The organism is Mycolicibacterium septicum DSM 44393, from assembly GCF_000455325.1.
Lineage (GTDB): Bacteria > Actinomycetota > Actinomycetes > Mycobacteriales > Mycobacteriaceae > Mycobacterium > Mycobacterium septicum.
In genome coordinates this window covers 24,935-45,287 of record NZ_HG322951.1, presented here as the reverse complement: position 1 = coordinate 45,287, position 20,353 = coordinate 24,935, and the positions used below count along the sequence as shown (strand labels likewise).

Here is a 20,353-nt window from a genome sequence, read left to right as displayed (position 1 = left end):
AACCGTGGCAATCGCGATGACCCTGCTCGCCCTGATCGTGCCGCTGGCGGTGGCCTGTGGAAGCTCCAATCCGCTGGGCGGTGGACCCATCTCGGGTGACCTGAAGTCGATCACGGTCGGATCCGCCGACTTCCCGGAGTCCAAGATCATCGCCGAGATCTATGCCCAGGCGCTGGAGGCCAATGACTTTCAGATCCGCAGGCAGTTCGGTATCGGCAGTCGCGAGACGTATGTGCCTGCGGTGCAGGATCACTCGATCGACCTGATCCCGGAGTACACCGGAAATCTCCTGCAGTACTTCGACGCGGAGGCGACCGCCACGACATCGGACGAGGTGTTGATCGCGCTGCTGAAGGCCCTGCCCGGGGACCTGTCGATCCTCTATCCCTCACCGGCCGAGGACAAGGACACCCTCGCCGTCACCGCCGAGACCGCCCAGCGCTGGAACCTTAAGACCATCGCGGATCTGGCCGCGCATTCGGCCGAGGTGAAAGTCGGTGGACCATCTGAGTTTCAGACCCGCCAGACCGGGCTGGTCGGCCTGAAATCCAGGTACGGCCTGGACATCGCACCGGTCAACTTCGTCGCGATCAGCGACGGTGGCGGGCCGGCCACCGTTCAAGCGCTGAACAGTGGCGCCGTCACGGCCGCGAACATCTTCAGCACCTCGCCGGCGATCGGGCAGTACCACCTGGTGCCGCTGGAGGATCCCAAGAACGTCTTCCTGGCCGCCAATGTCGTTCCGCTGGTGGCCTCGCAGAAGATGTCCGATCAACTCAAGACCGTGCTCGACGCGGTGTCGGCCAAGCTCACCACCGAAGCCCTGATCGAGTTGAACACCGCGGTGGAGGGCAATGCCGGCATCGACCCCGACGAGGCGGCCGAAAAGTGGATCAGGGACAACGGATTCGACAAGCCGGTGACGCGATGAGCGCTTGCGCGAAGAGCAGAGGGCCGCGATGATCACCTTCGAGAACGTCACCAAGCAGTATCCCGACGGCACGGTCGCCGTCGACAACCTCAATCTGGAAGTGCCGCAGGGCACGCTGACGGTGTTCGTCGGTCCGTCGGGCTGCGGCAAGACCACCTCGATGCGGATGATCAACCGGATGATCGATCCCACCTCGGGCACCCTCACGGTCAACGGCGAGGACATCAGCACCGTCGACCCGGTCAAGCTGCGGCTCGGCATCGGCTACGTCATCCAGAGCGCCGGGCTGATGCCGCATCTGCGAGTGGTCGACAACGTCGCGACCGTGCCGGTGTTGCGGGGCGAATCCCGGCGCAGTGCCCGCAAGGCCGCGATCGGGGTGATGGAACGGGTGGGGCTCGACCCGAAACTGGCCGACCGCTATCCGGCCCAGCTGTCGGGCGGGCAACAGCAGCGCGTCGGGGTGGCCCGCGCACTGGCCGCGGACCCGCCGATCCTGTTGATGGATGAGCCCTTCAGCGCGGTCGACCCGGTGGTGCGCGAAGACCTGCAGGCCGAAATCCTGCGACTGCAAAGCGAATTGCGCAAGACCATCGTCTTCGTCACGCACGACATCGACGAGGCGGTCAAACTCGGGGACAAGGTCGCGGTGTTCGGCCGCGGCGGGGCACTGCTGCAATACGCCGATCCCGCCTTTGTCCTGTCGAATCCGGCCAACGAACTCGTGTCGGGATTCGTCGGCGCCGACCGCGGTTACCGCGGGCTGCAGTTCTTTCACGCCAGCGGCCTGCCCCTGCACGAGATCAAGCACGTCGACGAGGACGACATCGACGCGCTGAACCTCAGCCCGGGGGAGTGGCGGCTCGTCATCAAATCCGGCACGCCGTTCGCCTGGATCAATGCCGAGGGTGTCGAGGTCCACCGCAAGGGCAATGCGCTCTACGACAGCACCATCGGGGGCGGGTCGTTCTTTCCGCCCGACGGCAACCTGCGGCAGGCGCTGGACTCTGCGCTGTCCTCACCGAGCGGCCTCGGTGTGGCGGTCGACGAGGACGGCAAGCTCGTCGGGGGTGTCCGCGCCGACGATGTGCTCGAGGCACTCAAGGAGCAGCGCCGCGTCCCGGAGCTGGGGTAGCTCATGCGATATCTGCTCAACCATCTCGACGACCTGTGGGTGTTGACCGTCGTGCACCTGCGGTTGTCGCTGGTGCCGATCGTGCTGGGGCTGCTGATCGCCGTGCCGCTGGGAGCAGCGGTTCAGCGCACCACCGTGCTGCGGCGGATGACCACCCTCACGGCGAGCATCATCTTCACCATCCCGTCGCTGGCGCTGTTCGTGGTGCTGCCGCTGATCATCCCGACCCGCATCCTGGATGAGGCCAATGTCATTGTGGCGCTGACCCTTTACACCACCGCACTGTTGGTGCGGGCGGTGCCGGAGGCGCTCGACGCGGTGCCCGAGCAGGTGCGGGACGCGGCGACCGCGATCGGCTACCGGCCGCTGGTGCGGATGCTCAAGGTGGAACTCCCGCTGGCCATCCCAGTGTTGGTGGCGGGTCTGCGCGTGGTGGCGGTCACCAACATCTCGATGGTGTCGGTGGGCTCGGTGATCGGTATCGGCGGCCTGGGCACATGGTTCACCGAGGGCTATCAGTCCAACAAGAGCGACCAGATCATCGCCGGGATCATCGCGATCTTCGTGCTGGCCGTCGTCATCGACAGCCTGATCATGTTGGCCGGCAGGGCGATCACGCCGTGGACCAGGACCTCCCGCCAGCCACGGACCGTGCGCGTCAAGGGGGCCGCATGAACTTCCTGCAGCAGGCACTGGACTTCATCTTCACCGCCGCCAACTGGGGCGGGCCCGCCGGACTGGCCGCCCGCATCGTCGAACACCTGCAGTACACGGTGGTCGCCGTGGTGGCCTCGGCGGTGATCGCGATCCCGGTCGGCCTGCTCATCGGGCACACCGGGCGGGGCACCTTCCTGGTCGTCACCGGGGTCAACGCGTTGCGCGCCCTGCCCACACTCGGCGTGCTGCTGCTCGGGGTGCTGTTGTGGGGGCTGGGGCTGGTGCCGCCGACGGTCGCACTGATGCTGCTGGGCATCCCACCGTTGCTGGCCGGGACCTATGCCGGCATCGCGAACGTGGACCCGGCCGTCGTGGATGCGGCCCGCTCGATGGGCATGACCGAGCGGCGCGTGCTGTTCGGGGTGGAGGTGCCCAACGCGCTGCCGTTGATCGTGGGCGGGCTGCGCACCGCGACGCTTCAGATCGTGGCGACGGCGACGGTGGCGGCCTATGCCAGCCTCGGCGGGCTGGGCCGGTATCTGATCGACGGCATCAAGGTGCGGCAGTTCCACATCGCGTTGGTGGGTGCGCTCATGGTCACGGCGCTGGCCTTGATTCTCGATGCCGCGATGGCATTCGCGGTGTGGTTGTCGGTGCCCGGTAGTGGCCGGTTGGGACGTCAACGCCGGATTCCGCAGCCGTTGCTCGACGACGAGGTGGCCCTCGAGTCACCTGCCCGGGGGAACGCGCGGGGGAGTTCCGGACTCGGCTACGAAGGCCGAGTCTCGTCGCATACGGTAGAAGGGTGAGCGACGAGAAGGACCGTGCCTGGCCAGCGGTGTTGACCTGGCGGGCGCACGATGAACCCCGGATGGAGTCCGTGCGGGTTCAGCTGTCGGGCAACCGGATCAAGGCCTACGGCCGGATCGTTGCCGCCGCCACCGAATCCCACCCGGCGTTCTCGGCCTCCTATGACCTGGTCACCGACGAGACGGGCGCCACCAAGCGGCTGTCGCTCACCGTCACCCTGGCCGAGCGGGAACGCCAGCTCTCCATCGCCCGCGACGAGGAGAACATGTGGCTGGTGCAGGACCACACGCAGACCAAGCGCTCGGACTTCGGCGGCGCGCTCGATGTCGACGTGGTGTTCAGCCCGTTCTTCAATGCTCTGCCGATCCGGCGGACCGGCCTGCATCAGCGGGCTGAGTCGGTGACGTTGCCGGTGGTCTACGTACGGTTGCCGGACTTCTCGGTGGAGACCGCCAACATCAGCTACACCAGTTCTGGTCCCGGAGCTCCCGTGAAGCTGCGCTCGCCGGTCGCCGACACCACCATCACGGTGGATTCCGACGGCTTCATCCTTGATTACCCAGGACTGGCAGAGCGGATCTGATCACCCCGCCGGCACGTCCGGCCGCGGCGAGTTCGGCCCGCCAGTTGTCCGTGCCCACCACCGTGGTGATGATCTCGGGGCGGCTGAAGCTGTCGTAGCGCATCCGCGCGGCGTGACCCGTCTCGACCAGGTCGGCCACCGAACCCGTGGCGGCCAGGGTTTCCTTGGCGCGGGTCAGCAGTTCGATGCCCTGCTCGAGCGCGGGCAGCAGCTGTTCGGAGTTGGCCTCACACATCGCCCGCACCAGGTCCGGCGCGCTGGCCGCCACCCGGGTGCCGTCGCGGAAGGATCCGGCGGCCAGGGCGAAGGCCAGCGGCACCTCGCCGGCGATGACCGCCAGGGTTTCGGCGAACAGGTGCGGCAGGTGCGAGATGGCGGCTGCGGCGGCGTCGTGCTCATCGGAGCGGGCCGGCACCACCACCGCGCGGCAGTCCAGGGCCAGCTGCGTGACCTGGGACCAGACCTGCGCGTCGACGTGATCGTCCACGCTGACCACCCAGGGGGCTCCGGTGAACAGTGCGGCGTCGCCGGCCGACCAGCCCGAGTGGGCGGTGCCCGCCATCGGATGGCCACCGACGAAGTTCTGCAGCAACCCGAACTTTCCGACCTCGTCGAGCACCGCGCCTTTGACGCTCGTGACGTCGGTCAGCGCGCACCCGGGTGCGGTGTCCCGGATGTGGTCGAGCAGCTGTGGCAGGGCCGGCATCGGCACCGCCAGCACGATCAGCGCATCACGGTCGGCAGCCCGGCCCAGCGCCTCGTCGAGATTCTCGGTGGCGTCGAACCCGTCGAACTTTGCGGCCGCGACGGCCTCCATCGACCGGTTGTAGCCGAAGACCTCGCGGCCGGCCCCGGCAGCGGCACGCATCAGCGAGCCACCGATCAGGCCAAGGCCCAGCACGCACACCGGTGGGTTCGTCACGGTTCAAGATTGGCATACCGACCGCACCGGGGCCGAGGGTGATCCCTGTCAAAATTGCTGGTCGGCGACTACCGTAGGCGGGCATGGAGGCACAGCGTGCACCGGCAGACCTGCCTGATGGCTTTGGGGTGGCCGTTGTCCGAGAGGAAGGCAAGTGGCGGTGCGCCCCCATGCGGTCGTCATCGTTGAAGAGTTTGACCGCAGCCGAGACCGAGCTTCGTGAGCTGCGCAGCGCCGGGGCGGTCTTCGGGCTGCTCGATGTGGACGACGAGTTTTTCGTGATCGTGCGGCCGGCGCCGGCGGGAACCCGGTTGCTGCTGTCGGATGCCACCGCTGCACTGGACTACGACATCGCCGCCGAGGCGCTGGAGAATTTGGACGCTGACCTGGAAGAAGAGGATCTCGAAGATGCGGATCCCTTCGAGGAGGGCGACCTCGCGGTGCTGTCCGATATCGGTCTGCACGAGGACGTGCTCGGCGTGATCCTGTCCGAAACCGACCTGTACGCCGATGAGCAGATCGGGCGCATCGCCCGCGAGATGGGCTTCGCCGACGAGCTGTCGGCGGTGCTCGACCGGCTCGGTCGGTGACCTCTGACGAAGCCCTGATCCGCGCTGCCCTCGACGCTGCCCGGACGGCCGGTCCGCGCGATGTGCCGATCGGCGCGGTGGTGTTCGCGGCCGACGGCACCGAGCTGGCCCGCGCGGCCAATGTCCGTGAGGCCACCGGGGACCCGGCCGGGCATGCCGAGATCGTGGCGATGCGCGAGGCCGCCCGGGTGCTCGGCGACGGGTGGCGGCTCGAAGGTGCGACGCTGGCCGTGACCGTCGAGCCGTGCACCATGTGCGCGGGCGCCCTCGTGCTGGCCCGGGTGGCGCGGGTGGTGTTCGGTGCGTGGGAACCCAAGACCGGGGCGGTCGGGTCGCTGTGGGACGTGGTGCGTGATCGTCGGCTCAACCACCGCCCCGAGGTGGTCGGTGGGGTCCTGGCCGACGAATGCGCGGCCCTGCTGGAGGAGTTCTTCGCCGCCCAGCGGTAATCCCCGTCGACCGTGAAGACGATGGCGAGTTTTCGGCCGATGTTCGCCATCTGGTTCACACTCGGGGCCAGATGTGAGCTTCGGGCACGATTAGGGCCTGCGGCGCTCGCCCGGTAAGCTGCCACACGGTGGCGTGTCCGAGCGGCCTAAGGAGCACGCCTCGAAAGCGTGTGACGGGTAACCCCCGTCCGAGGGTTCAAATCCCTCCGCCACCGCCATAAAAACCCGCTTCCTGCCAAGGCAGGTAGCGGGTTTTTTCATGCCGGCGTTTCCAGGCGGGTGGCCGTGACGGTCCCACTGCCGGTATCTGGACCGACTTCGCGGGGATAGGGCGCGGCGAGTTCGGCAACGCTGTTGAAAGACGTTGTCCATCCCAGGGTTTCGATCCACTGCCGGGCGTCATCACCGAGGCCCCGGTCGACATTGGACATGTTCCGATACAGGTCTGCGGCACCGGCCACCGATTTCAGGGTGGTCCTGAAGCTCTGGCTGCCCATCGTGGGAAATCCGTACCGACTGCCGGGTGCGGACAGCCGGGTGATGGCCTCGACCCCGGCACGAGCCGTGGACGTCGGCAGTGTCATCAGTGCGTGGTCGACCCAATGCGTGGGTGTGGCGGGATCAAACCCGTTGGTCACCAGCGCGTCGGGCCAGTCGCCGGCGGCGAGGTCGGCCTCGATTACGTGACGTTCGCACGCCGCGGTGGCGTCGCGCAGTAGTGGTTCCTTGAACGCGAACAGTTCGGGCAGGTCGATCTCGAACATGCGCACGGGTCCGGGCCAGGTCAGCCGAAACGCATGGGTGTCCAGCCCGGCCCCGATGAGCACGATCTGGGTGCGCCCGGCCGCCGCGGACTCAGTCAGGGCGTCGTCGACGAGGCGGACACCGATTGTGCGGGATTCGTACATCGCGTCGGCCAGCTGCAGCACCGTTGCCCAGGTGCCGGCGGCGCCCTCGGGTGCTGTCGGGTCGAGGTATGCCTCCTGTGCTGCTGCGACGAAGCGGGCGGCGTACGGGTCGGCGTAGAGCCGGTCGTCTCGTGCGGTTTCTCGGGCCCGGATGACGGCGACCCCGACGGCAGTGAGCGGCGGGCCGGTCAGTGTGGTGGGCAGCTGTGATCTGTTCATTGATCCCCCTCGGTGCTGCGGTTTCATTACTTGACGGCAGGTAAGTAATGGTGCGACCACGCTAAGCTCATTCCTTGTCGGGCGTCAAGTAATGGAAGGGGTGTCGATGGCAGGTCGACGGACCGATACCCGCGACAAGATCCGTGCCGTGGCGCTCGAACTGTTCTCCGTCCACGGCTATGACCAGACCTCGATCCGGCAGATCGCCGAGCGTCTGGGGATCACGAAAGCCGCTGTCTACTATCACTTCCCGGCAAAGGAAGACATCGTGGTCAGCCTTGCGGATGATCTCCGCAACGGCATTGACGAGATCCTGACGTGGGCCGCCGGTCAGCCGCCGGGCAAGAAAACCGGACTCGAGGTGCTGCGGCGGTACGGCAACGTCCTTCACGGCACCGGCCGGGCCATGACGCGGTTCATGCATGAGAACTATGCGGCGTTCAATCGGCTTGGCGTGGGTGCTGACCTGCGTTACCAGTTCCGCACGATTGCCGACGCCATGACGGCACCCGACCACGAACCCGTCGCGGTCTACCACGCCAGGCAGGCCCTGCTGACCATCTCGTGGAGCGTGGCGATGATGGGCGACCTGCCGCTCACCGACGAGCAGTGCAACGACACCGCCATCGCCATCGCCTCAGACATCTACGAGCGCGGCAACTAGCTTTTTTGTGGCTGGCCCTCGGGCGACAGCCTCAGCACCGGGATGGTTCTGATCCCGTCGGTGCGCTGCGCGTAGACGTTCCAACCCTTGTTGAGCCGGTCGGCGGCCAGGGCGTAGAGCCGGTCGCGGTCGGCTCCGGTGGCCTCGTGTGCGACGAACCGGCCCCCGTCCGGCCCGATGTGCAGCTCGCAGTCCGGATGCGCGCGCAGGTTGTGATACCAGCTCGGGTGGCGGTCGCGCCCATAGTTGGAGGCGATCAACACGACGTCGTCACCATCAGTGAAGTAGGCCAGCGGGGTCTCGTACCGCTTGCCGCTGCGGGCGCCGGTCGAGGTCAGTAAGAGGACCGGCACGCCCTGGCTCAACGTCATCCGCCCACGGGTCGCCTTCATCACCGGGGCCTCCAGCGGAGCGATCCGTCGCCGCCAGAATCCCGCGGCCCGTTCGGTGGTGAAGAGCTTGCCGCCGATCAGCCAGAACAACTGCCGCTTCCACCCCGGCCGGGACTCAAGCTCGACCCGAGGTATCCCACTCAGGCTGTCGCTGCGCATGGTGACCTCCTAACTTCCCGGACAGCGAAAGCCGGCCGGGTCCACTGAGCAGCAGGCTGACCACACCCGCCAGGATCAGCAGGGCCTCCCGGAAACCGGGCAGCGGATCACCGCCGGGCAGCGGCGCCGGGATGCCGCCCGCGACGAAGCCGAGCACCAGCAGCCCGGCGACGTTGAGCGCATTGACCACCGTGGCGAGCCGGAAGAAGACGCCGAGCAGGATGCCGAGTCCGCCGCCGAACTCGATCACCCCGACCAGCCAGCCGACCGCGTCGGCGAACGGCACGCCGAGCTGCCCGACCAGATGGGCGATGTTGGTGTGCCCGCCCGGGGCGAACAGTTTGATGCCGCCGTGCAGGATCAGCCCGCCGCCGAGGAACAGTCGCAGAGGCAGCGGAGCCCACTCCCGCCAGGCCGTCATGGCAGGGCCGCGAGATAGCGCGTGGCTGCCACACCGGGCATGAAGAAGTACGCACCGCCGACGGTGTGGACGAAGCGGGGCAGCCCGGTGACACGGCGGCGGATCGGTTCCTGCTGGACGGTGAAAGTCCCGGTCCCGTTGCCGTTTCCATTGCCGCGGGCGCCGGTGATCGGATCGTCCTCGGCATAGCCGCCGTCGAACTTGGTGCTGTTGACCCAGGTGTGCTGGATGAACTCGAACTGCCGGCCGAGCTGGGTGTTGAAGCAGATGAAGTGCAGACCGCGCTCTACCCCGTCATCACTCGCCCCGATCATGTCGGCGGGGTCCATGGATGGCGCCAGGGGCGGACCGTAGGCCCGGCCGCGGCGAATGATGCGGTGGCGCTTGCCCACATCGACCGACCGGTCGGATCCGGGGACCGGGTCGAGCGCATCGCGTGGATTGGACCGCCGCAGGTGCGAACCGATCGGGCATTTCAGGCCGTCGGGATCCTGGGACCGGAAGTACATGAAGTCGTTGTCGTCGGCGAGTGCGGGATCGTCGGCGGTCGGTGCCTTCACCAGCGGCGCACCGCTGGGCCAGCGACCGACCATCTTGGCCGCCAGCCCGACGCAGGCTGGCACCCGGTCGAGCACATCGGCGGAACGCTCGGCCAGGCTGTCCCAGAACCCCGCCACGTCCTGCTTGAGCTGCCGGAAGACGAGGTAGCTGCCGTCCTTGCCGAGGTCGCGCAGCGCCGGTGCATCGGCCGCCGCGGACAACAGGTTTCGCGGGTCGGCGGACGCATCCACCAACGGCCGGTCGGTGTACTGCCCGTAGGCGTTGGGATAGCCGAGTAGGAACTCGCCCGGGGCCACAGTGTTGCCCGCCGGTCCGCCTTCGTCGTAGCCGTCGATCAACGGTTGCGAGATACCGTCGCGAAAACCGAAGTGTTCCTTGCGTCCCGGGAGCGTCAGCGAATCGAGCCGTCTGACGACGCGCATACCGGAGCCGGGCAGGTCGTGACTGTTCTCCAGCCCGGTGACCGCGGTGGCGTCACGCGCGTAGAGCAGCAGCAGCGCGTGGATGTCGTCGCCGTTCCATCGCCAGCTCGACGGGCAGCTGTCGCCGTGGTCGCCGAGGATGCGGCGGCGATGCTCGGTGCCGGACATCCCCTCGCGGAACTCGCCGGCCAGCATTCCGAGATGCTCGGGCGCCAGCCCCAGCCGCGCCAGGCCCGATGGTGTGAAGGCGATGTTGGTGCAAGTGTCGGTCACCTCGGGCCGGACTGTGCTGTCGCGCAGGGGAAGCCGCGACAGCCATCGCTTGGCCGCCGCGACGTCGTCGATCGTCAGCAGCAGGAACGCCGCGTCATCCAGTGCGCCGTAGCCGTGCAGGATGACGCCCTGGATGTCGTCTAGTTGGAGAGCCATAGCCTGTCCCAGGGAATGCTGTCGAGCTTTCGGGCCGCCCAGTTGGATTCGGGAAGGTCGTTGCCGCAACCGAATCGGCGCAGCCAGCGCCGCGTCTGGGCGTCGTCCATCTTGTCCGAGAGGCCCTGGCGGATGGCTTCGTTGTTGGCGATGTTCTTGGTCGTCAGATGCGGGTAGGCGCTGTACCAGACATTGCTCGGGGCTTGGCGGGTGGGAAGCAACTTCTTGTAGGCCTTCTCGTCGGTGATGCCGCCGAAGAACAGGAACCGCGTGCGCGGGAAGCCGTCGCCGTTGCTGAAGATGGCGTTGAGCCCCCAGAATGCCTTGTCGATGAAGTCGTTCATGTAGCTCTCCAGACTGCCGTCGTAGTTACTGGAGAAGAACAGGCCGCGGTTGCCGTTCATCCGCACCCACCGGGCGAAATGAATGGTGTTGAGCCCGGACAGGGTTCCGCGGTTGTAGATGTGGCGGGTCGCGTAGTCGGTCAGGAACAGGATCGCCGTCGTCGTCAGCCGGCGGAACGGCCCAGGCTTGAGGAATCCGACGGCGACGATCTGGTTGTGTGCCCAGTAGTCCTCGTCGTCGCGGTAGGCCCGGACCACATCGGGTGCGGCGCCGCGGGTGTCGGGCACGTCGCGCTTCTCGTGGTAGCGGAGCGCGAGGGTGAACAACCCGAGGCCGAGCACCACGAGCGGCAGGAACAGCACCGTCACCACGGCCAGTGCGGCGATCCAGAAGTACTTGTGCAAAGCCTCTTTGGCCCGCCACGCCCACGACGGCGGAGCGGCCGGCCGCAAGGCCCAGACCAGGTCCTCGCGGTCACGCACGAAATCCACGACCGCGCTCTTGATCTTCCCCGGATCCAGCGACCAGAGGTCGCCCGCGTCCAGGAACCTGTTGATCTCGCGCTGCAGCAGGTCCTCCTGCTGGATCTGGTCCACCGAACGGCCGCGCCGGTTGATGTGTGCCGCAGCGACTTTGACCTGATGGGCCTGCAGAAACGCCCGCCGGTCGGGCACGGATGCCGTGCCCGGGTAGCCGTCGCAGTGGGAGAACACCGCGTCGAGGCCCGGGCCGCAGATCGTCGCCAGCTCGTCGACATGCCCGCGCAGCGGTGCGTCGACGTCGGTCAGCAATGCGAGTTGAGCGGGCACCGGGCGCCCGTCGAGATCCTCGGCGGGGTCGAACAGCACGAGCCTGGCGAAGTGCAGTCCGCTCAGCTTCTCGAAGGGCATCACGTCCCAGCGCTCGACGTGGTCCGGGATACGACCCAGTAGTTCTCGAAGCGCGGTCAGTTGATCCCGGCTGACCTCGGCGAGCACGGTGAACGCTTCCTGGTGTGGCATCGCGGTCACCCCGTCGAGCGAATGGTGAACCACCCGACGCGTTTCCGCCACAGCCATACGACTCCGAGGTAGAGGTCGGGGCCGACCTGGCGGATCTCGTCGCGCACCATGCGCGCCAGGAACGACGTCGTGGAGTAGTCGATGAGCACGCAGTCACCGTCGTCCACCCAGCTCGACGCGATCGAGAGCCGGGCTTTGACGAGCCGAAGACCGAACGGGGTCACCTTGTTGCGCAGCACGCCCTCGCGGCGGTCGAGCACCTTGCCCTGCCAGATGATCACGCGGACCAGCAGGGCGAGCGGCTTGGCCAGCCACGTCCCGGGCCAGGCCAGCAGTGTGCCCCGGGTGTCCCCGTCGGGGATGGGCCCGGCCTCGGACTGCCGGAACAGCAGGTCCAACGCGCTGTTGGGGTAGCCGAGCAACAGCGACTCGTCCAGGGCCATCCGCCGGGTCAGCTCCGGCTCGGGGCTTGTCATCGCGGTTCCTGCCCGAGTCGGGGCCACGGCGCGAACGCGTTGGTGTGGCCGCGCAGAACGGGTTCGAGCTCGGGGTAGTGCCGGATGAGCACCGAGCACATGTCGTTGTCGGCGATCCAGGCGATGCCTTCCGGGGTGTAGATCCGCGGCGTGAAGTCGACCGTGAAGAACCGGTCGCTCTTGAGCCGGCGGGTCGCCATCAGCACGAAGATGCGGAACGCCGTGTCGCTGAACCCGAACTTCTCGGGCAGCTTCTCGCCGAACATGCCGACCATGGCGTCGACCTTCTCGATGTCACCGCCGTAGATCTCGCTCATCTTGAGGGCAGTGTCACGGTCGCCGCCGCTGATCTCGTCGAACGACGTCGCCGGCTTCAACCGCAGTTGGCGGCGGAAGTCGTTGTAGCGCGGCACCCCTCGCTCGCGGGACCGGATGATGTCGGTCGAGATCATGTCGATGACGTGTCCGTCGGTGCGGTCGAAGCGGCGCATGAAGTTGGGACTGTTGTGCAGGGTGACCGCGCCGGGGTGCGCGACGCCCAGCGAGTAGATGCAGTTCGAGATCCCCACGCTCTTGAGCACGCCGCGCGAGTTGGCGCCGCCGTGGATGCTGTCGAAGGCAAGCTGCTGCGGCTCGGCCTTTCCGGCCAGGTTCAGGAATTCGTAGTCGTCGGGCACCAGCGGGTGCATGCGGTAGACGGTGACGAAATCCTCGGTGATGGAGTACGGCGCGGTGTGGTGATCGGTCGCCGACCCGACGACGCCACTGATCGCCTCGCTGGGGCTGATCCGTCCGAACAGCTGTTTGACGCGTTCACCGGCCAGACCGAACCAGTTGGCCCGCATCCCGATCTGCAGCGTCGGGTGCCCCAGGATCGCCGGCGTCCATTCGATGGTGTGGATCTTGGCGATCAGGGCCGCGTTGATCATGCGCGCCTTGTGGAAGATCTGATCGGGGGACCAGGTCGGGTAGGCGGCTTCCAGCCGGTCACAGATTGCGTTGTGCTCGCGCAGGAAGATCGTGCCCATCAGTTCCAGGCCGAGCCACCAGCCGTCCGCGCCGCCGGAGGCGCCGAGCAGCGACGGATCAAGGTCGATGAAACCGTCGGCGTCGATGCGAACCTTGCCGTCCTTCTTGTCCTTCGTGCGGATCGCATCCTGGAACAGCTGGTTGCTGCCGTAGATCTGCGAGGCGTCCCACCAGTGGGTCTCGGTGTTGATGAACGTCGAGTCGCCCGGTGTCGGATTCGGGTCCGCCGGTGTCGACGGGATCCGGATGGTGGACTCGTCCCACTCGTCGCCGTCGGGCACCGGAATCTCGATCATCCGGCTGGGGTCGGTGTCGTGGCTGAACCAGTCGCGGGTCTCGAACTGCAGCCAGGCTGCCGCCAGGATGTTGAGTGTGGTCGCCGGCTTGAACGTGTCGCGGCGCAGCAGCTCGTTGCTGATCGCCCGTGGGTTGGGGTCCATCAGGTGCGGCGGCTGCTCGGCATGTCCCTGGTCCAGCGGCACGTTGCGCCCGAACCGGGTGTGGGCCATACCCATCGACGGTGCCGACAGATCGTTGTAGGAGCCGTCGACGGTCCTGACGGTGAGATATTCGGCAGGGGTGCGTGCCGGTGCCGCCGGGGGACGGCCCCGGTAGGAGTCGTAGAGATTGTGCTCGCGCAGCGCGTCGCGAACCCCGATCAGGACGCTGAGCCCGATCCACGGTGGGAGCTTGTCCCAGCCGATCCGTCGGTCGACAACCTCAGTGGCTTTGATGAACCACCTTGTCAGCAGGGATGGCATCCTGGCCTCCTTTCCATGCGGTGATCGCTAGTGCGGTGTTGATTGCGGAGATGACTATGGCCACCAGGCCCTGTTTGCGTGGCAGATCGCCGCGGGCGGCGGTGACGGCGGCAGACGCGGTGTCGGTGGCGTGGATGAGCACCGCGAGTTTTTCGGCGCGACGCAGTTCTTCGCCGCGCAGCAGCAGCAGTTCGAGCCCGATGATGACGGTCCGGATGCCGAACATCCGGAAGGGATAGGTGCCCGACCGATCCTGCGCCGTGTCGACGCCGAGGCGGCCCAGCAGTTTCTCGGGGGCGAGAAGTCCGGCCGCCCCGTTGAAGATTCTGATCAGCGCCAGCACCTTGCGCGCCACGTTCGTCATGCACAGATCTTGCGGGCTCCGCGGCGCAGGGGAACGCGTAGTGGGCTACTTGTTTTGCCGGGTTCTCGTCGGGGTCTGGCGCGGCAGCGTTGAATGTGTCCATGGAGCTGATGTCGCCGACCGACTCGATGTTTCTGATCGCCGAGACCCGGGAGCATCCGTTCCATGTCGGCGGCCTCGCGCTCTACGAGCCCCCCGCCGGTGCGGACCGCGACTTCGTGCGTGAGTTGTACGAGCAGATGGTGGCCCACACCGAGGTCGAGCCCGTGTTCCGGAAGCACCCGGCGACCATCCTTGGCGGCATCGCGAACGTCGGCTGGACCTACGACAACGACATCGACCTGGACTACCACCTGCGCCGCTCGGGACTGCCGTCTCCGGGCCGGGTCCGTGATCTGCTCGAGCTGACCTCGCGCCTGCACGGCGGCCTGCTCGACCGGCACCGTCCACTGTGGGAGGCCCACCTGATCGAGGGGCTGGCCGACGGCCGGTTCGCGGTCTACACGAAGATGCACCATTCGCTGATCGACGGGGTGTCGGCGCTCAAGCTGTTGATGCGCACGCTGTCGGAGGATCCCGGTGACACCGAGGTGCGGGTGCCGTGGGCGCTGCCGCGCCGGAAGCGTCCGCATCAGGGTTCGTCGCTGCTGCGGACGGTCACCGATGCGGCCGGATCGGTCGCGGGACTGGGTCCGTCGACGCTGCGGCTGGCCCGTTCGGCGCTGCTGGAGCAACAGCTCACGTTGCCGTTCGCAGCGCCCAAGACCATGTTCAACGTGAAGATCGGAGGCGCCCGTCGGGTCGCGGCGCAGTCCTGGCCGCTGGAGAGGTTCAAGCGGATTTCGCAGGCCGCCGGGTTCACGGTCAACGATGTGGTGCTGGCGGTGTGTGCCGGCGCCTTGCGGGCGTACCTGGTGGAGCAGGACGCGCTGCCGGACCGGCCGCTGATCGCGATGGTGCCGGTGAGCCTGCGCGCCGAGCACGAGGCCGACGCCGGAGGCAACCTGGTCGGCTCGGTGCTGTGCAATCTCGGGACCGATCTGGAGGATCCCGCGGAGCGGCTGGCCGTCGTCGGTGAGTCGATGCGGGGCAACAAGAAGGTGTTCTCGGAGTTGCCGCGGGTTCAGGCCCTGGCGCTGTCGGCGATGATGATCGCTCCGCTCGGCCTGGCCGCGGTGCCCGGTTTCGTCGGGGCCACCTCGCCGCCGTTCAACCTGGTCATCTCCAATGTGCCCGGACCGCGACATCCGTTGTACTGGAAGGGAGCTCGGCTCGACGGCAACTATCCGCTGTCGATCGCGCTGGATGGGCAGGCGATGAACATCACCCTGGCCAACAACGCCGACAACCTGGATTTCGGGCTGGTCGGCTGCCGGCGCAGTGTGCCGCATCTGCAGCGGATGCTCAGCCATCTGGAGGACTCGCTCAAGGCGCTGGAGGTCGCGTCCGGGGTCTGATGCCAAAAGGCGTAATGGGTAGACCAAATAGGGTTCGTCCCGCAAAATGGTCGGCGTGGCGGATGACGGCGGTGCCTACCTCGGCAGGATGCGGATCCTCGATGCGAAACCGGTGAACCTCGACGGGTTCAGCGTGACCAATCCGGATCTGGGTCTGGTCGCGATGCGCAGCCCGCACGATCCGGAACCGTCGCTGGTGCTGCGTGACGGCCAGGTCGCCGAGATGGACGGCAAGGCCGCCGCGGACTTCGACGTGATCGACGAGTTCATCGCCCGCTACGGCCTCGACCTCGCCGTCGCGCCCGAGGCCATGGCGATGTCCGATGCCGAACTGGCCCGCAAGACCGTCGACCTCAACGTGCCTCGCGCCGAGGTGGTCCGGCTGATCGGCGGAACTACACCGGCCAAACTCGCGAGGGTCATCGCCGTACTGACGCCGGTCGAGACGCAGATGGCGATGGCCAAGATGCGGGCCCGGCGTACCCCGAGCAACCAGGCGCACGTCACCAACCAGCTCGACGATCCGATGCTGATCGCCGCCGATGCGGCCAGCGCGGTGGCCTACGGGTTCCGCGAGGTCGAGACGACGGTACCGGTGCTCGGGGATGCGTCCTCGAATGCCGTTGCGCTGCTGATCGGTTCGCAGGTGGGGACCCCGGGAGCGATGGCGCAGTGCGCCATCGAGGAGGCGCTGGAGCTGCGGCTCGGTATGCGCGGGCTGACCAGCTATGCCGAGACCATTTCCATCTACGGCACCGAGCAGGTGTTCGTCGACGGCGACGACACCCCGTTCTCGAAGGCAATCCTGACGAGCGCTTACGCGTCGCGAGGGCTCAAGATGCGGGTCACCAGCGGCGGCGGCGCCGAGGTGCTGATGGGCGCAGCCGAGAAGTGCTCGATCCTGTACCTGGAATCGCGCTGCGTGTCGCTGGCCCGGGCGCTGGGATCCCAGGGTGTGCAGAACGGCGGCATCGACGGGGTCGGTGTGGTGGCCTCGGTACCCGAGGGCATGAAGGAGCTGCTCGCCGAGAACCTGATGGTGATGATGCGGGACCTGGAGTCGTGCGCGGGCAACGACAACCTGATCTCCGAGTCCGACATCCGCCGCAGCGCGCACACCCTGCCGGTGCTGCTGGCCGGCGCGGATTTCATCTTCTCCGGGTTCGGCTCGATCCCGCGCTACGACAACGCGTTCGCGCTGTCCAACTTCAACTCCGACGACATGGACGATTTTCTGGTCCTGCAACGGGATTGGGGAGCCGACGGCGGCCTGCGGACGGTGTCGGCCGAGCATCTGGCCGCAGTCCGGCGAAGGGCGGCGACGGCGGTGCAGGCGGTGTACCGCGACCTGGGCCTGGCGGACTTCGACGACAGCCACATCGAGGAAGTGGTGGTCGCCAACGGGTCACGCGATCTGCCGCCCGGCGATCCGAAGGCCGTCGCGGAGGCGGCCAACGCCATCGAGGCCAAGCAGCTCACGGTGTTCGACGTGGTCGCCTCGCTGAAGCGCACCGGTTACGACGACGAGGCCGAGGCCATCATGCGGCTGACGTCCGAGCGCCTGCGCGGCGACCAGCTGCAGACGTCGGCGATCTTCGACGAGCAGTTCCGGGTGCTGTCCAAGATCACCGACCCGAACGATTACACCGGTCCCGGAACGGGTTACACGCTGACCGACGAGCGCCGAGCCGAGATCGACAACATCCGCCAGCAGCGCAACGGCTCCGAGCTCACCGCCGACCAGGCCGAGCACGCCGGCCACATCAGCGTCACCGATCTCGAACCGGCCCGGCAGGGCAGCGATCCGCGCGAGGTGGTCATCGGGTTGTCCCCGGCATTGGGCCGCAGTGTGTGGCTGAGCCTGTGTGGCCTGCCGATCGGTGAGGTGATCCGCCAACTGTCCGCCGGGCTGGAGGAGGAGGGTTGTGTGCCGCGGTTCGTCCGGGTGCGCTCGACCATCGACGTCGGCCTGATCGGCCTGACCGCGGCCAAGCTTTCCGGGTCGGGGATCGGGATCGGGCTGCAGGGCAAGGGCACTGCGCTCATCCACCGCCGTGATCTGGCGCCGCTGGCCAACCTGGAGCTGTTCAGCGTGGCCCCGCTGTTGACGGCGCGTAACTATCGGGAGCTGGGCCGCAACGCGGCCCGCCTCGCCAAGGGCATGGCTCCGGTGCCGATCCTGACCGGGGGCACCGACGAGTCGATCTCGGCGCGCTACCACGCCCGCGCGGTGGCCCTGGTCGCATTGGAGCGGGAGGCCAGCGAGCCGGGCCAGGCCCCCGTCACGGTGGAGGTGACGCGGAAATGACGGACAAGTTCGCCCGGACTTTTTCAGTGCAGGCCGCTGTCGACGGCAAGCTCGACCTGTCGGATCTGCGGATGAACCCGGCGGCGCTGGCACACCAGGCTGTGGTCGCCGAGGAGAACGGCAACCCCCAGCTCGCCGAGAACTTCCTGCGCGCAGCCGAATTGGCCACCATCGGCGACGAAGAGGTGATGGGCCTGTACGAGGCGCTGCGCCCGCACCGCTCCACGGCCGCCGAACTCGACGCGCTGCAGGCGTCCCTGGAAACCCGGGGTGCCGCGCGCTGTGCGGAACTGGTGCGGCAGGCCGCCACGGTGTATGCCCGGCGGGGATTGTTGCGGTGAGTGTTGTCGCCGGGATCGACGTCGGTAACCACACCACCGAGATCGTCCTGGCCCGCATCGTCGATGGCGAGGTGCAGCCGCTGAGCCACGGCCAGGCACCGACCCGGGGCCGCAAGGGATCCCGGGACTCGCTGGAAGGGGCGGCGGCGCTGCTGCACCGCATCGAGGTCGACGCCCAGGTACGGGCCGACGAGTTGGCGCTCTCGGCGATCCGTCCGGTCGACACCGAAACCGCGCCACTGGCCCCGGCTCCGTCGCCGCGCTCACCGGTGCGCAGCTTGCGCAAGTCCGATGCCAGTACCCCGGCCGGTACCGGGTACGCGGTCGGCCGGCACGTGCCGCTTGGGGACCTGGTGTCGGAACCGCAGGCCGGCCCGGTGATCGTCTCGGTCGACGGCGACACCGATTTCGAGGTCGCCGCGGCTGCGATCACCGCCGCGGTGTCCCGGGGCTGGACCATCGAGGGCGTACTGGCCGCCCAGGACGATGCGGTGTTGATCCGCAACCGGATTCCGCTCGACATTCCCGTGGTCGACGAGGTGATCCTCGACGGGTTGGCGTCCGGAGTGCTCGTCGCGGTGGAGGTGGTGGCCGAGGGGCGCGCCTACCGCGCGCTGGCGGATCCGATCGCGCTGTGTGCGGCATTGGAACTCGGTCACGAGCAGATCCACGACGTCGCCGAATTCACCAGGGAGCTCGCGGATTCCCCGGCCATCGCCGTGACGGCGCGTACCGAGGCGCCGGAACCGCCCGCGGTGGACGACGACTACATCGAGTTCAGCATCAACGGAGCGCTCGTAAGGTACTCACCCGCCCAGGCCCATGCCATCCTGCGGCACGAACCGCCGGGCAGCGTGGTGCGGATCCGGTTGCGTTCCATCCCGACCGCCGATCATGAGATCGCCGTCGACGACGCCTTTTTCACCGACCTGGCCGCGCTGGACAGTGGAACGTGGCTGCGTCGTGGCGTGGCCGATGCGCGTGGCACGGTGGTGGCCCTGCTGGCGGCCGACCATGTCGAGGATGCCGCGACCACACTTTCCGAGCTGACCGGGCGCCCGGCTCGCACGATCTCTTCCGAGCCGGAGGCCGCAGCACGGGGTGCACGGACCACGCCGGGGTTGCCGCCGGATTCGGTGGTGTGCGATATCGGTGGCGGCACCATCGATCTGATCGGTCCGGATCGTACGGTCACGGCGGCGGGCGCGGGGGAGACCATCACCGTTGCGGTGGCGCGCATGCTGAACATCCCGCGGGCGCTGGCCGAGCGGGTGAAGCGCACCCCGGCGATCCGGGTCGAAGGCCCGCACGTCGCGCACGAGGAGGACGGGCGCCGGTTGTTCCTCGACGCACCCGCCCCGGCCGACGCGATCGGCAGACTCTGCACCCGCGGCACTGTCGGGTTGGTGCCGTTCTCCACGAAACTCGCTGCGGAGGAATGGCGCAGCCTACGGCTGGCGATCAAGCAGGAGACCGTCGCGGCCAACATTGCCCGCTGTCTGGCCGCGTTCGAGAAACCTCCGACCGCCCTGGTGCTGGCCGGTGGCGGAGCGCTCGACGACGAATTGCTGCGCACCGTCGGCGAATCCCTGCGCGGCGTCGGGGTCGTCGTGGGGCGGGCCAACATCGACGGTGTGCACGGTCCGCGGTTCGCGGTGGCGTCGGGGCTGGTGCACCTGTGCGCCACCGCTTCGCGGAGCTGACACAGCGGCCTCAGAACGGGAGTTCCACACTGCCGTTCGTGGTGTAGACCTCGTCATGGTTGGAATCGACGTAGCCCTGGGGGTAGGGCAGGTAGGGATTGGTGCCGTAGGGGACCAGGGGATCGGTGCCGCTCATCGGCGTGGGTGCGGGCGTGGGTGCGGCTGCGGCGATCGGGGCCATGGCGACCGCCCCGCCGATCGCGGCGGCGGCCAGTGCGGTGGCGACGAACTTCATCGGGTTCTTCATGAATCAATCCTGTCGCCCCGGCACCTCGGTGTCGTCGCTGCTGACACCCATCTCGCAGGTAGGGCTAGC

The 20,353-nt window shown here is 67.7% G+C and carries 22 protein-coding genes and 1 tRNA gene; 13 read left to right on the top strand and 10 right to left on the bottom strand.

Annotation, left to right across the window (positions count from 1 at the left end; genetic code table 11):
- Positions 1-16 precede the first annotated feature (16 nt).
- The 5 genes from TX88_RS00225 to TX88_RS00205 are packed head-to-tail and all read left to right on the top strand — an operon-like array spanning position 17 to position 4,116.
- The gene (locus tag TX88_RS00225; protein ID WP_044518944.1) at positions 17-931 is read left to right on the top strand and encodes an ABC transporter substrate-binding protein; all 915 of its coding nucleotides are present in this window, start codon (positions 17-19) and stop codon (positions 929-931) included.
- Between the two features lie 28 nt (positions 932-959).
- A complete protein-coding gene (locus TX88_RS00220) occupies positions 960-2,066 on the top strand; it encodes an ABC transporter ATP-binding protein (RefSeq protein WP_044518943.1) in 1,107 nt (368 codons plus the stop codon).
- A gap of 3 nt (positions 2,067-2,069) precedes the next feature.
- Complete coding sequence (locus tag TX88_RS00215) at positions 2,070-2,741, top strand: ABC transporter permease (RefSeq protein WP_044513754.1); 672 nt, start codon at positions 2,070-2,072, stop codon at positions 2,739-2,741.
- On the top strand, positions 2,738-3,532 hold the full coding sequence (locus TX88_RS00210; RefSeq protein WP_044513753.1) for an ABC transporter permease: 795 nt from the start codon (positions 2,738-2,740) through the stop codon (positions 3,530-3,532). Before TX88_RS00215 ends, TX88_RS00210 begins: the two co-directional genes overlap by 4 nt.
- The gene (locus TX88_RS00205) at positions 3,529-4,116 is read left to right on the top strand and encodes a putative glycolipid-binding domain-containing protein (RefSeq protein ID WP_044513752.1); all 588 of its coding nucleotides are present in this window, start codon (positions 3,529-3,531) and stop codon (positions 4,114-4,116) included. The genes TX88_RS00210 and TX88_RS00205 overlap by 4 nt, the downstream gene beginning before the upstream one ends.
- Here TX88_RS00205 and TX88_RS00200 read toward each other — a convergent pair.
- Positions 4,079-5,023, bottom strand: coding sequence for a prephenate dehydrogenase (locus TX88_RS00200; protein ID WP_044513750.1), 945 nt, complete (start codon positions 5,021-5,023; stop codon positions 4,079-4,081). The genes TX88_RS00205 and TX88_RS00200 overlap by 38 nt on opposite strands.
- A gap of 98 nt (positions 5,024-5,121) precedes the next feature.
- Here TX88_RS00200 and TX88_RS00195 point away from each other — a divergent pair, with 98 nt between their 5' ends.
- The 3 genes from TX88_RS00195 (at position 5,122) to TX88_RS00185 (ending at position 6,295) form a co-directional block, all read left to right on the top strand.
- A complete protein-coding gene (locus TX88_RS00195; RefSeq protein ID WP_044513748.1) occupies positions 5,122-5,628 on the top strand; it encodes a tRNA adenosine deaminase-associated protein in 507 nt (168 codons plus the stop codon).
- Positions 5,625-6,077, top strand: a complete 453-nt coding sequence (locus TX88_RS00190; RefSeq protein WP_044513746.1) for a nucleoside deaminase — start codon at positions 5,625-5,627, stop codon at positions 6,075-6,077. The genes TX88_RS00195 and TX88_RS00190 overlap by 4 nt, the downstream gene beginning before the upstream one ends.
- A gap of 127 nt (positions 6,078-6,204) precedes the next feature.
- Positions 6,205-6,295, top strand: a tRNA-Ser gene (locus tag TX88_RS00185).
- Between the two features lie 39 nt (positions 6,296-6,334).
- On the opposite strand, the gene TX88_RS00180 is transcribed toward TX88_RS00185, so the two are convergent.
- Entirely contained in the window at positions 6,335-7,204 is an 870-nt protein-coding gene (locus tag TX88_RS00180) for an SAM-dependent methyltransferase (RefSeq protein WP_044513744.1), read from the bottom strand.
- A gap of 106 nt (positions 7,205-7,310) precedes the next feature.
- Here TX88_RS00180 and TX88_RS32650 point away from each other — a divergent pair, with 106 nt between their 5' ends.
- Positions 7,311-7,868 carry a TetR/AcrR family transcriptional regulator gene (locus TX88_RS32650; RefSeq protein WP_162563055.1) on the top strand — a complete coding sequence of 186 codons (558 nt, stop codon included), beginning with the start codon at positions 7,311-7,313 and terminating at the stop codon, positions 7,866-7,868.
- Here the strand turns inward: TX88_RS32650 and TX88_RS00170 are convergent.
- From TX88_RS00170 to TX88_RS00140, 7 genes are read right to left on the bottom strand one after another with little or no spacing between them, the layout of a single operon-like run.
- Entirely contained in the window at positions 7,865-8,419 is a 555-nt protein-coding gene (locus TX88_RS00170) for a nitroreductase/quinone reductase family protein (RefSeq protein WP_044513743.1), read from the bottom strand. The two genes, TX88_RS32650 and TX88_RS00170, sit on opposite strands and share 4 nt — an antisense overlap.
- Positions 8,376-8,840: a DoxX family membrane protein gene (locus tag TX88_RS00165; protein WP_044513741.1), complete on the bottom strand. Its 465-nt coding sequence runs from the start codon at positions 8,838-8,840 to the stop codon at positions 8,376-8,378. The genes TX88_RS00170 and TX88_RS00165 overlap by 44 nt, the downstream gene beginning before the upstream one ends.
- Positions 8,837-10,252: a Dyp-type peroxidase gene (locus TX88_RS00160; RefSeq protein ID WP_044513740.1), complete on the bottom strand. Its 1,416-nt coding sequence runs from the start codon at positions 10,250-10,252 to the stop codon at positions 8,837-8,839. The genes TX88_RS00165 and TX88_RS00160 overlap by 4 nt, the downstream gene beginning before the upstream one ends.
- Positions 10,237-11,598 carry a hypothetical protein gene (locus TX88_RS00155; RefSeq protein ID WP_162563054.1) on the bottom strand — a complete coding sequence of 454 codons (1,362 nt, stop codon included), beginning with the start codon at positions 11,596-11,598 and terminating at the stop codon, positions 10,237-10,239. The genes TX88_RS00160 and TX88_RS00155 overlap by 16 nt, the downstream gene beginning before the upstream one ends.
- Before the next feature lie 5 nt (positions 11,599-11,603).
- A complete protein-coding gene (locus TX88_RS00150) occupies positions 11,604-12,074 on the bottom strand; it encodes a hypothetical protein (RefSeq protein ID WP_209446937.1) in 471 nt (156 codons plus the stop codon).
- Positions 12,071-13,864, bottom strand: coding sequence for a peroxidase family protein (locus tag TX88_RS00145; protein WP_044513737.1), 1,794 nt, complete (start codon positions 13,862-13,864; stop codon positions 12,071-12,073). The genes TX88_RS00150 and TX88_RS00145 overlap by 4 nt, the downstream gene beginning before the upstream one ends.
- Positions 13,824-14,219 carry a hypothetical protein gene (locus TX88_RS00140; protein WP_244438301.1) on the bottom strand — a complete coding sequence of 132 codons (396 nt, stop codon included), beginning with the start codon at positions 14,217-14,219 and terminating at the stop codon, positions 13,824-13,826. The genes TX88_RS00145 and TX88_RS00140 overlap by 41 nt, the downstream gene beginning before the upstream one ends.
- Positions 14,220-14,329: 110 nt before the next feature.
- Between TX88_RS00140 and TX88_RS00135 the strand changes: the two genes are divergently transcribed.
- The 4 genes from TX88_RS00135 to TX88_RS00120 all read left to right on the top strand — a co-directional run bounded on the left by TX88_RS00135 (position 14,330) and on the right by TX88_RS00120 (position 20,037).
- Positions 14,330-15,685, top strand: a complete 1,356-nt coding sequence (locus tag TX88_RS00135; protein WP_044513735.1) for a WS/DGAT/MGAT family O-acyltransferase — start codon at positions 14,330-14,332, stop codon at positions 15,683-15,685.
- Between the two features lie 88 nt (positions 15,686-15,773).
- Positions 15,774-17,993: a propanediol/glycerol family dehydratase large subunit gene (locus TX88_RS00130; protein ID WP_044518939.1), complete on the top strand. Its 2,220-nt coding sequence runs from the start codon at positions 15,774-15,776 to the stop codon at positions 17,991-17,993.
- Complete coding sequence (locus TX88_RS00125) at positions 17,990-18,334, top strand: diol dehydratase small subunit (protein ID WP_044513733.1); 345 nt, start codon at positions 17,990-17,992, stop codon at positions 18,332-18,334. The genes TX88_RS00130 and TX88_RS00125 overlap by 4 nt, the downstream gene beginning before the upstream one ends.
- Positions 18,331-20,037: a diol dehydratase reactivase ATPase-like domain-containing protein gene (locus TX88_RS00120; RefSeq protein WP_409365837.1), complete on the top strand. Its 1,707-nt coding sequence runs from the start codon at positions 18,331-18,333 to the stop codon at positions 20,035-20,037. Before TX88_RS00125 ends, TX88_RS00120 begins: the two co-directional genes overlap by 4 nt.
- 10 nt (positions 20,038-20,047) lie before the next feature.
- Here TX88_RS00120 and TX88_RS00115 read toward each other — a convergent pair whose 3' ends face one another.
- Positions 20,048-20,284: a hypothetical protein gene (locus tag TX88_RS00115; RefSeq protein ID WP_044513730.1), complete on the bottom strand. Its 237-nt coding sequence runs from the start codon at positions 20,282-20,284 to the stop codon at positions 20,048-20,050.
- Positions 20,285-20,353 lie beyond the last annotated feature (69 nt).

Bases quoted from the DNA above. Each gene is read 5' to 3' on its own strand.
- TX88_RS00225 (WP_044518944.1), top strand. From the start codon at position 17: ATGACCCTGCTCGCCCTGATCGTGCCGCTGGCGGTGGCCTGTGGAAGC.
- TX88_RS00220 (WP_044518943.1), top strand. From the start codon at position 960: ATGATCACCTTCGAGAACGTCACCAAGCAGTATCCCGACGGCACGGTC.
- TX88_RS00215 (WP_044513754.1), top strand. From the start codon at position 2,070: ATGCGATATCTGCTCAACCATCTCGACGACCTGTGGGTGTTGACCGTC.
- TX88_RS00210 (WP_044513753.1), top strand. From the start codon at position 2,738: ATGAACTTCCTGCAGCAGGCACTGGACTTCATCTTCACCGCCGCCAAC.
- TX88_RS00195 (WP_044513748.1), top strand. From the start codon at position 5,122: ATGGAGGCACAGCGTGCACCGGCAGACCTGCCTGATGGCTTTGGGGTG.
- TX88_RS00180 (WP_044513744.1), bottom strand. From the start codon at position 7,204: ATGAACAGATCACAGCTGCCCACCACACTGACCGGCCCGCCGCTCACT.
- TX88_RS32650 (WP_162563055.1), top strand. From the start codon at position 7,311: ATGGCAGGTCGACGGACCGATACCCGCGACAAGATCCGTGCCGTGGCG.
- TX88_RS00170 (WP_044513743.1), bottom strand. From the start codon at position 8,419: ATGCGCAGCGACAGCCTGAGTGGGATACCTCGGGTCGAGCTTGAGTCC.
- TX88_RS00165 (WP_044513741.1), bottom strand. From the start codon at position 8,840: ATGACGGCCTGGCGGGAGTGGGCTCCGCTGCCTCTGCGACTGTTCCTC.
- TX88_RS00160 (WP_044513740.1), bottom strand. From the start codon at position 10,252: ATGGCTCTCCAACTAGACGACATCCAGGGCGTCATCCTGCACGGCTAC.
- TX88_RS00155 (WP_162563054.1), bottom strand. From the start codon at position 11,598: ATGCCACACCAGGAAGCGTTCACCGTGCTCGCCGAGGTCAGCCGGGAT.
- TX88_RS00150 (WP_209446937.1), bottom strand. From the start codon at position 12,074: ATGACAAGCCCCGAGCCGGAGCTGACCCGGCGGATGGCCCTGGACGAG.
- TX88_RS00145 (WP_044513737.1), bottom strand. From the start codon at position 13,864: ATGCCATCCCTGCTGACAAGGTGGTTCATCAAAGCCACTGAGGTTGTC.
- TX88_RS00135 (WP_044513735.1), top strand. From the start codon at position 14,330: ATGGAGCTGATGTCGCCGACCGACTCGATGTTTCTGATCGCCGAGACC.
- TX88_RS00130 (WP_044518939.1), top strand. From the start codon at position 15,774: ATGCGGATCCTCGATGCGAAACCGGTGAACCTCGACGGGTTCAGCGTG.
- TX88_RS00125 (WP_044513733.1), top strand. From the start codon at position 17,990: ATGACGGACAAGTTCGCCCGGACTTTTTCAGTGCAGGCCGCTGTCGAC.
- TX88_RS00115 (WP_044513730.1), bottom strand. From the start codon at position 20,284: ATGAAGAACCCGATGAAGTTCGTCGCCACCGCACTGGCCGCCGCCGCG.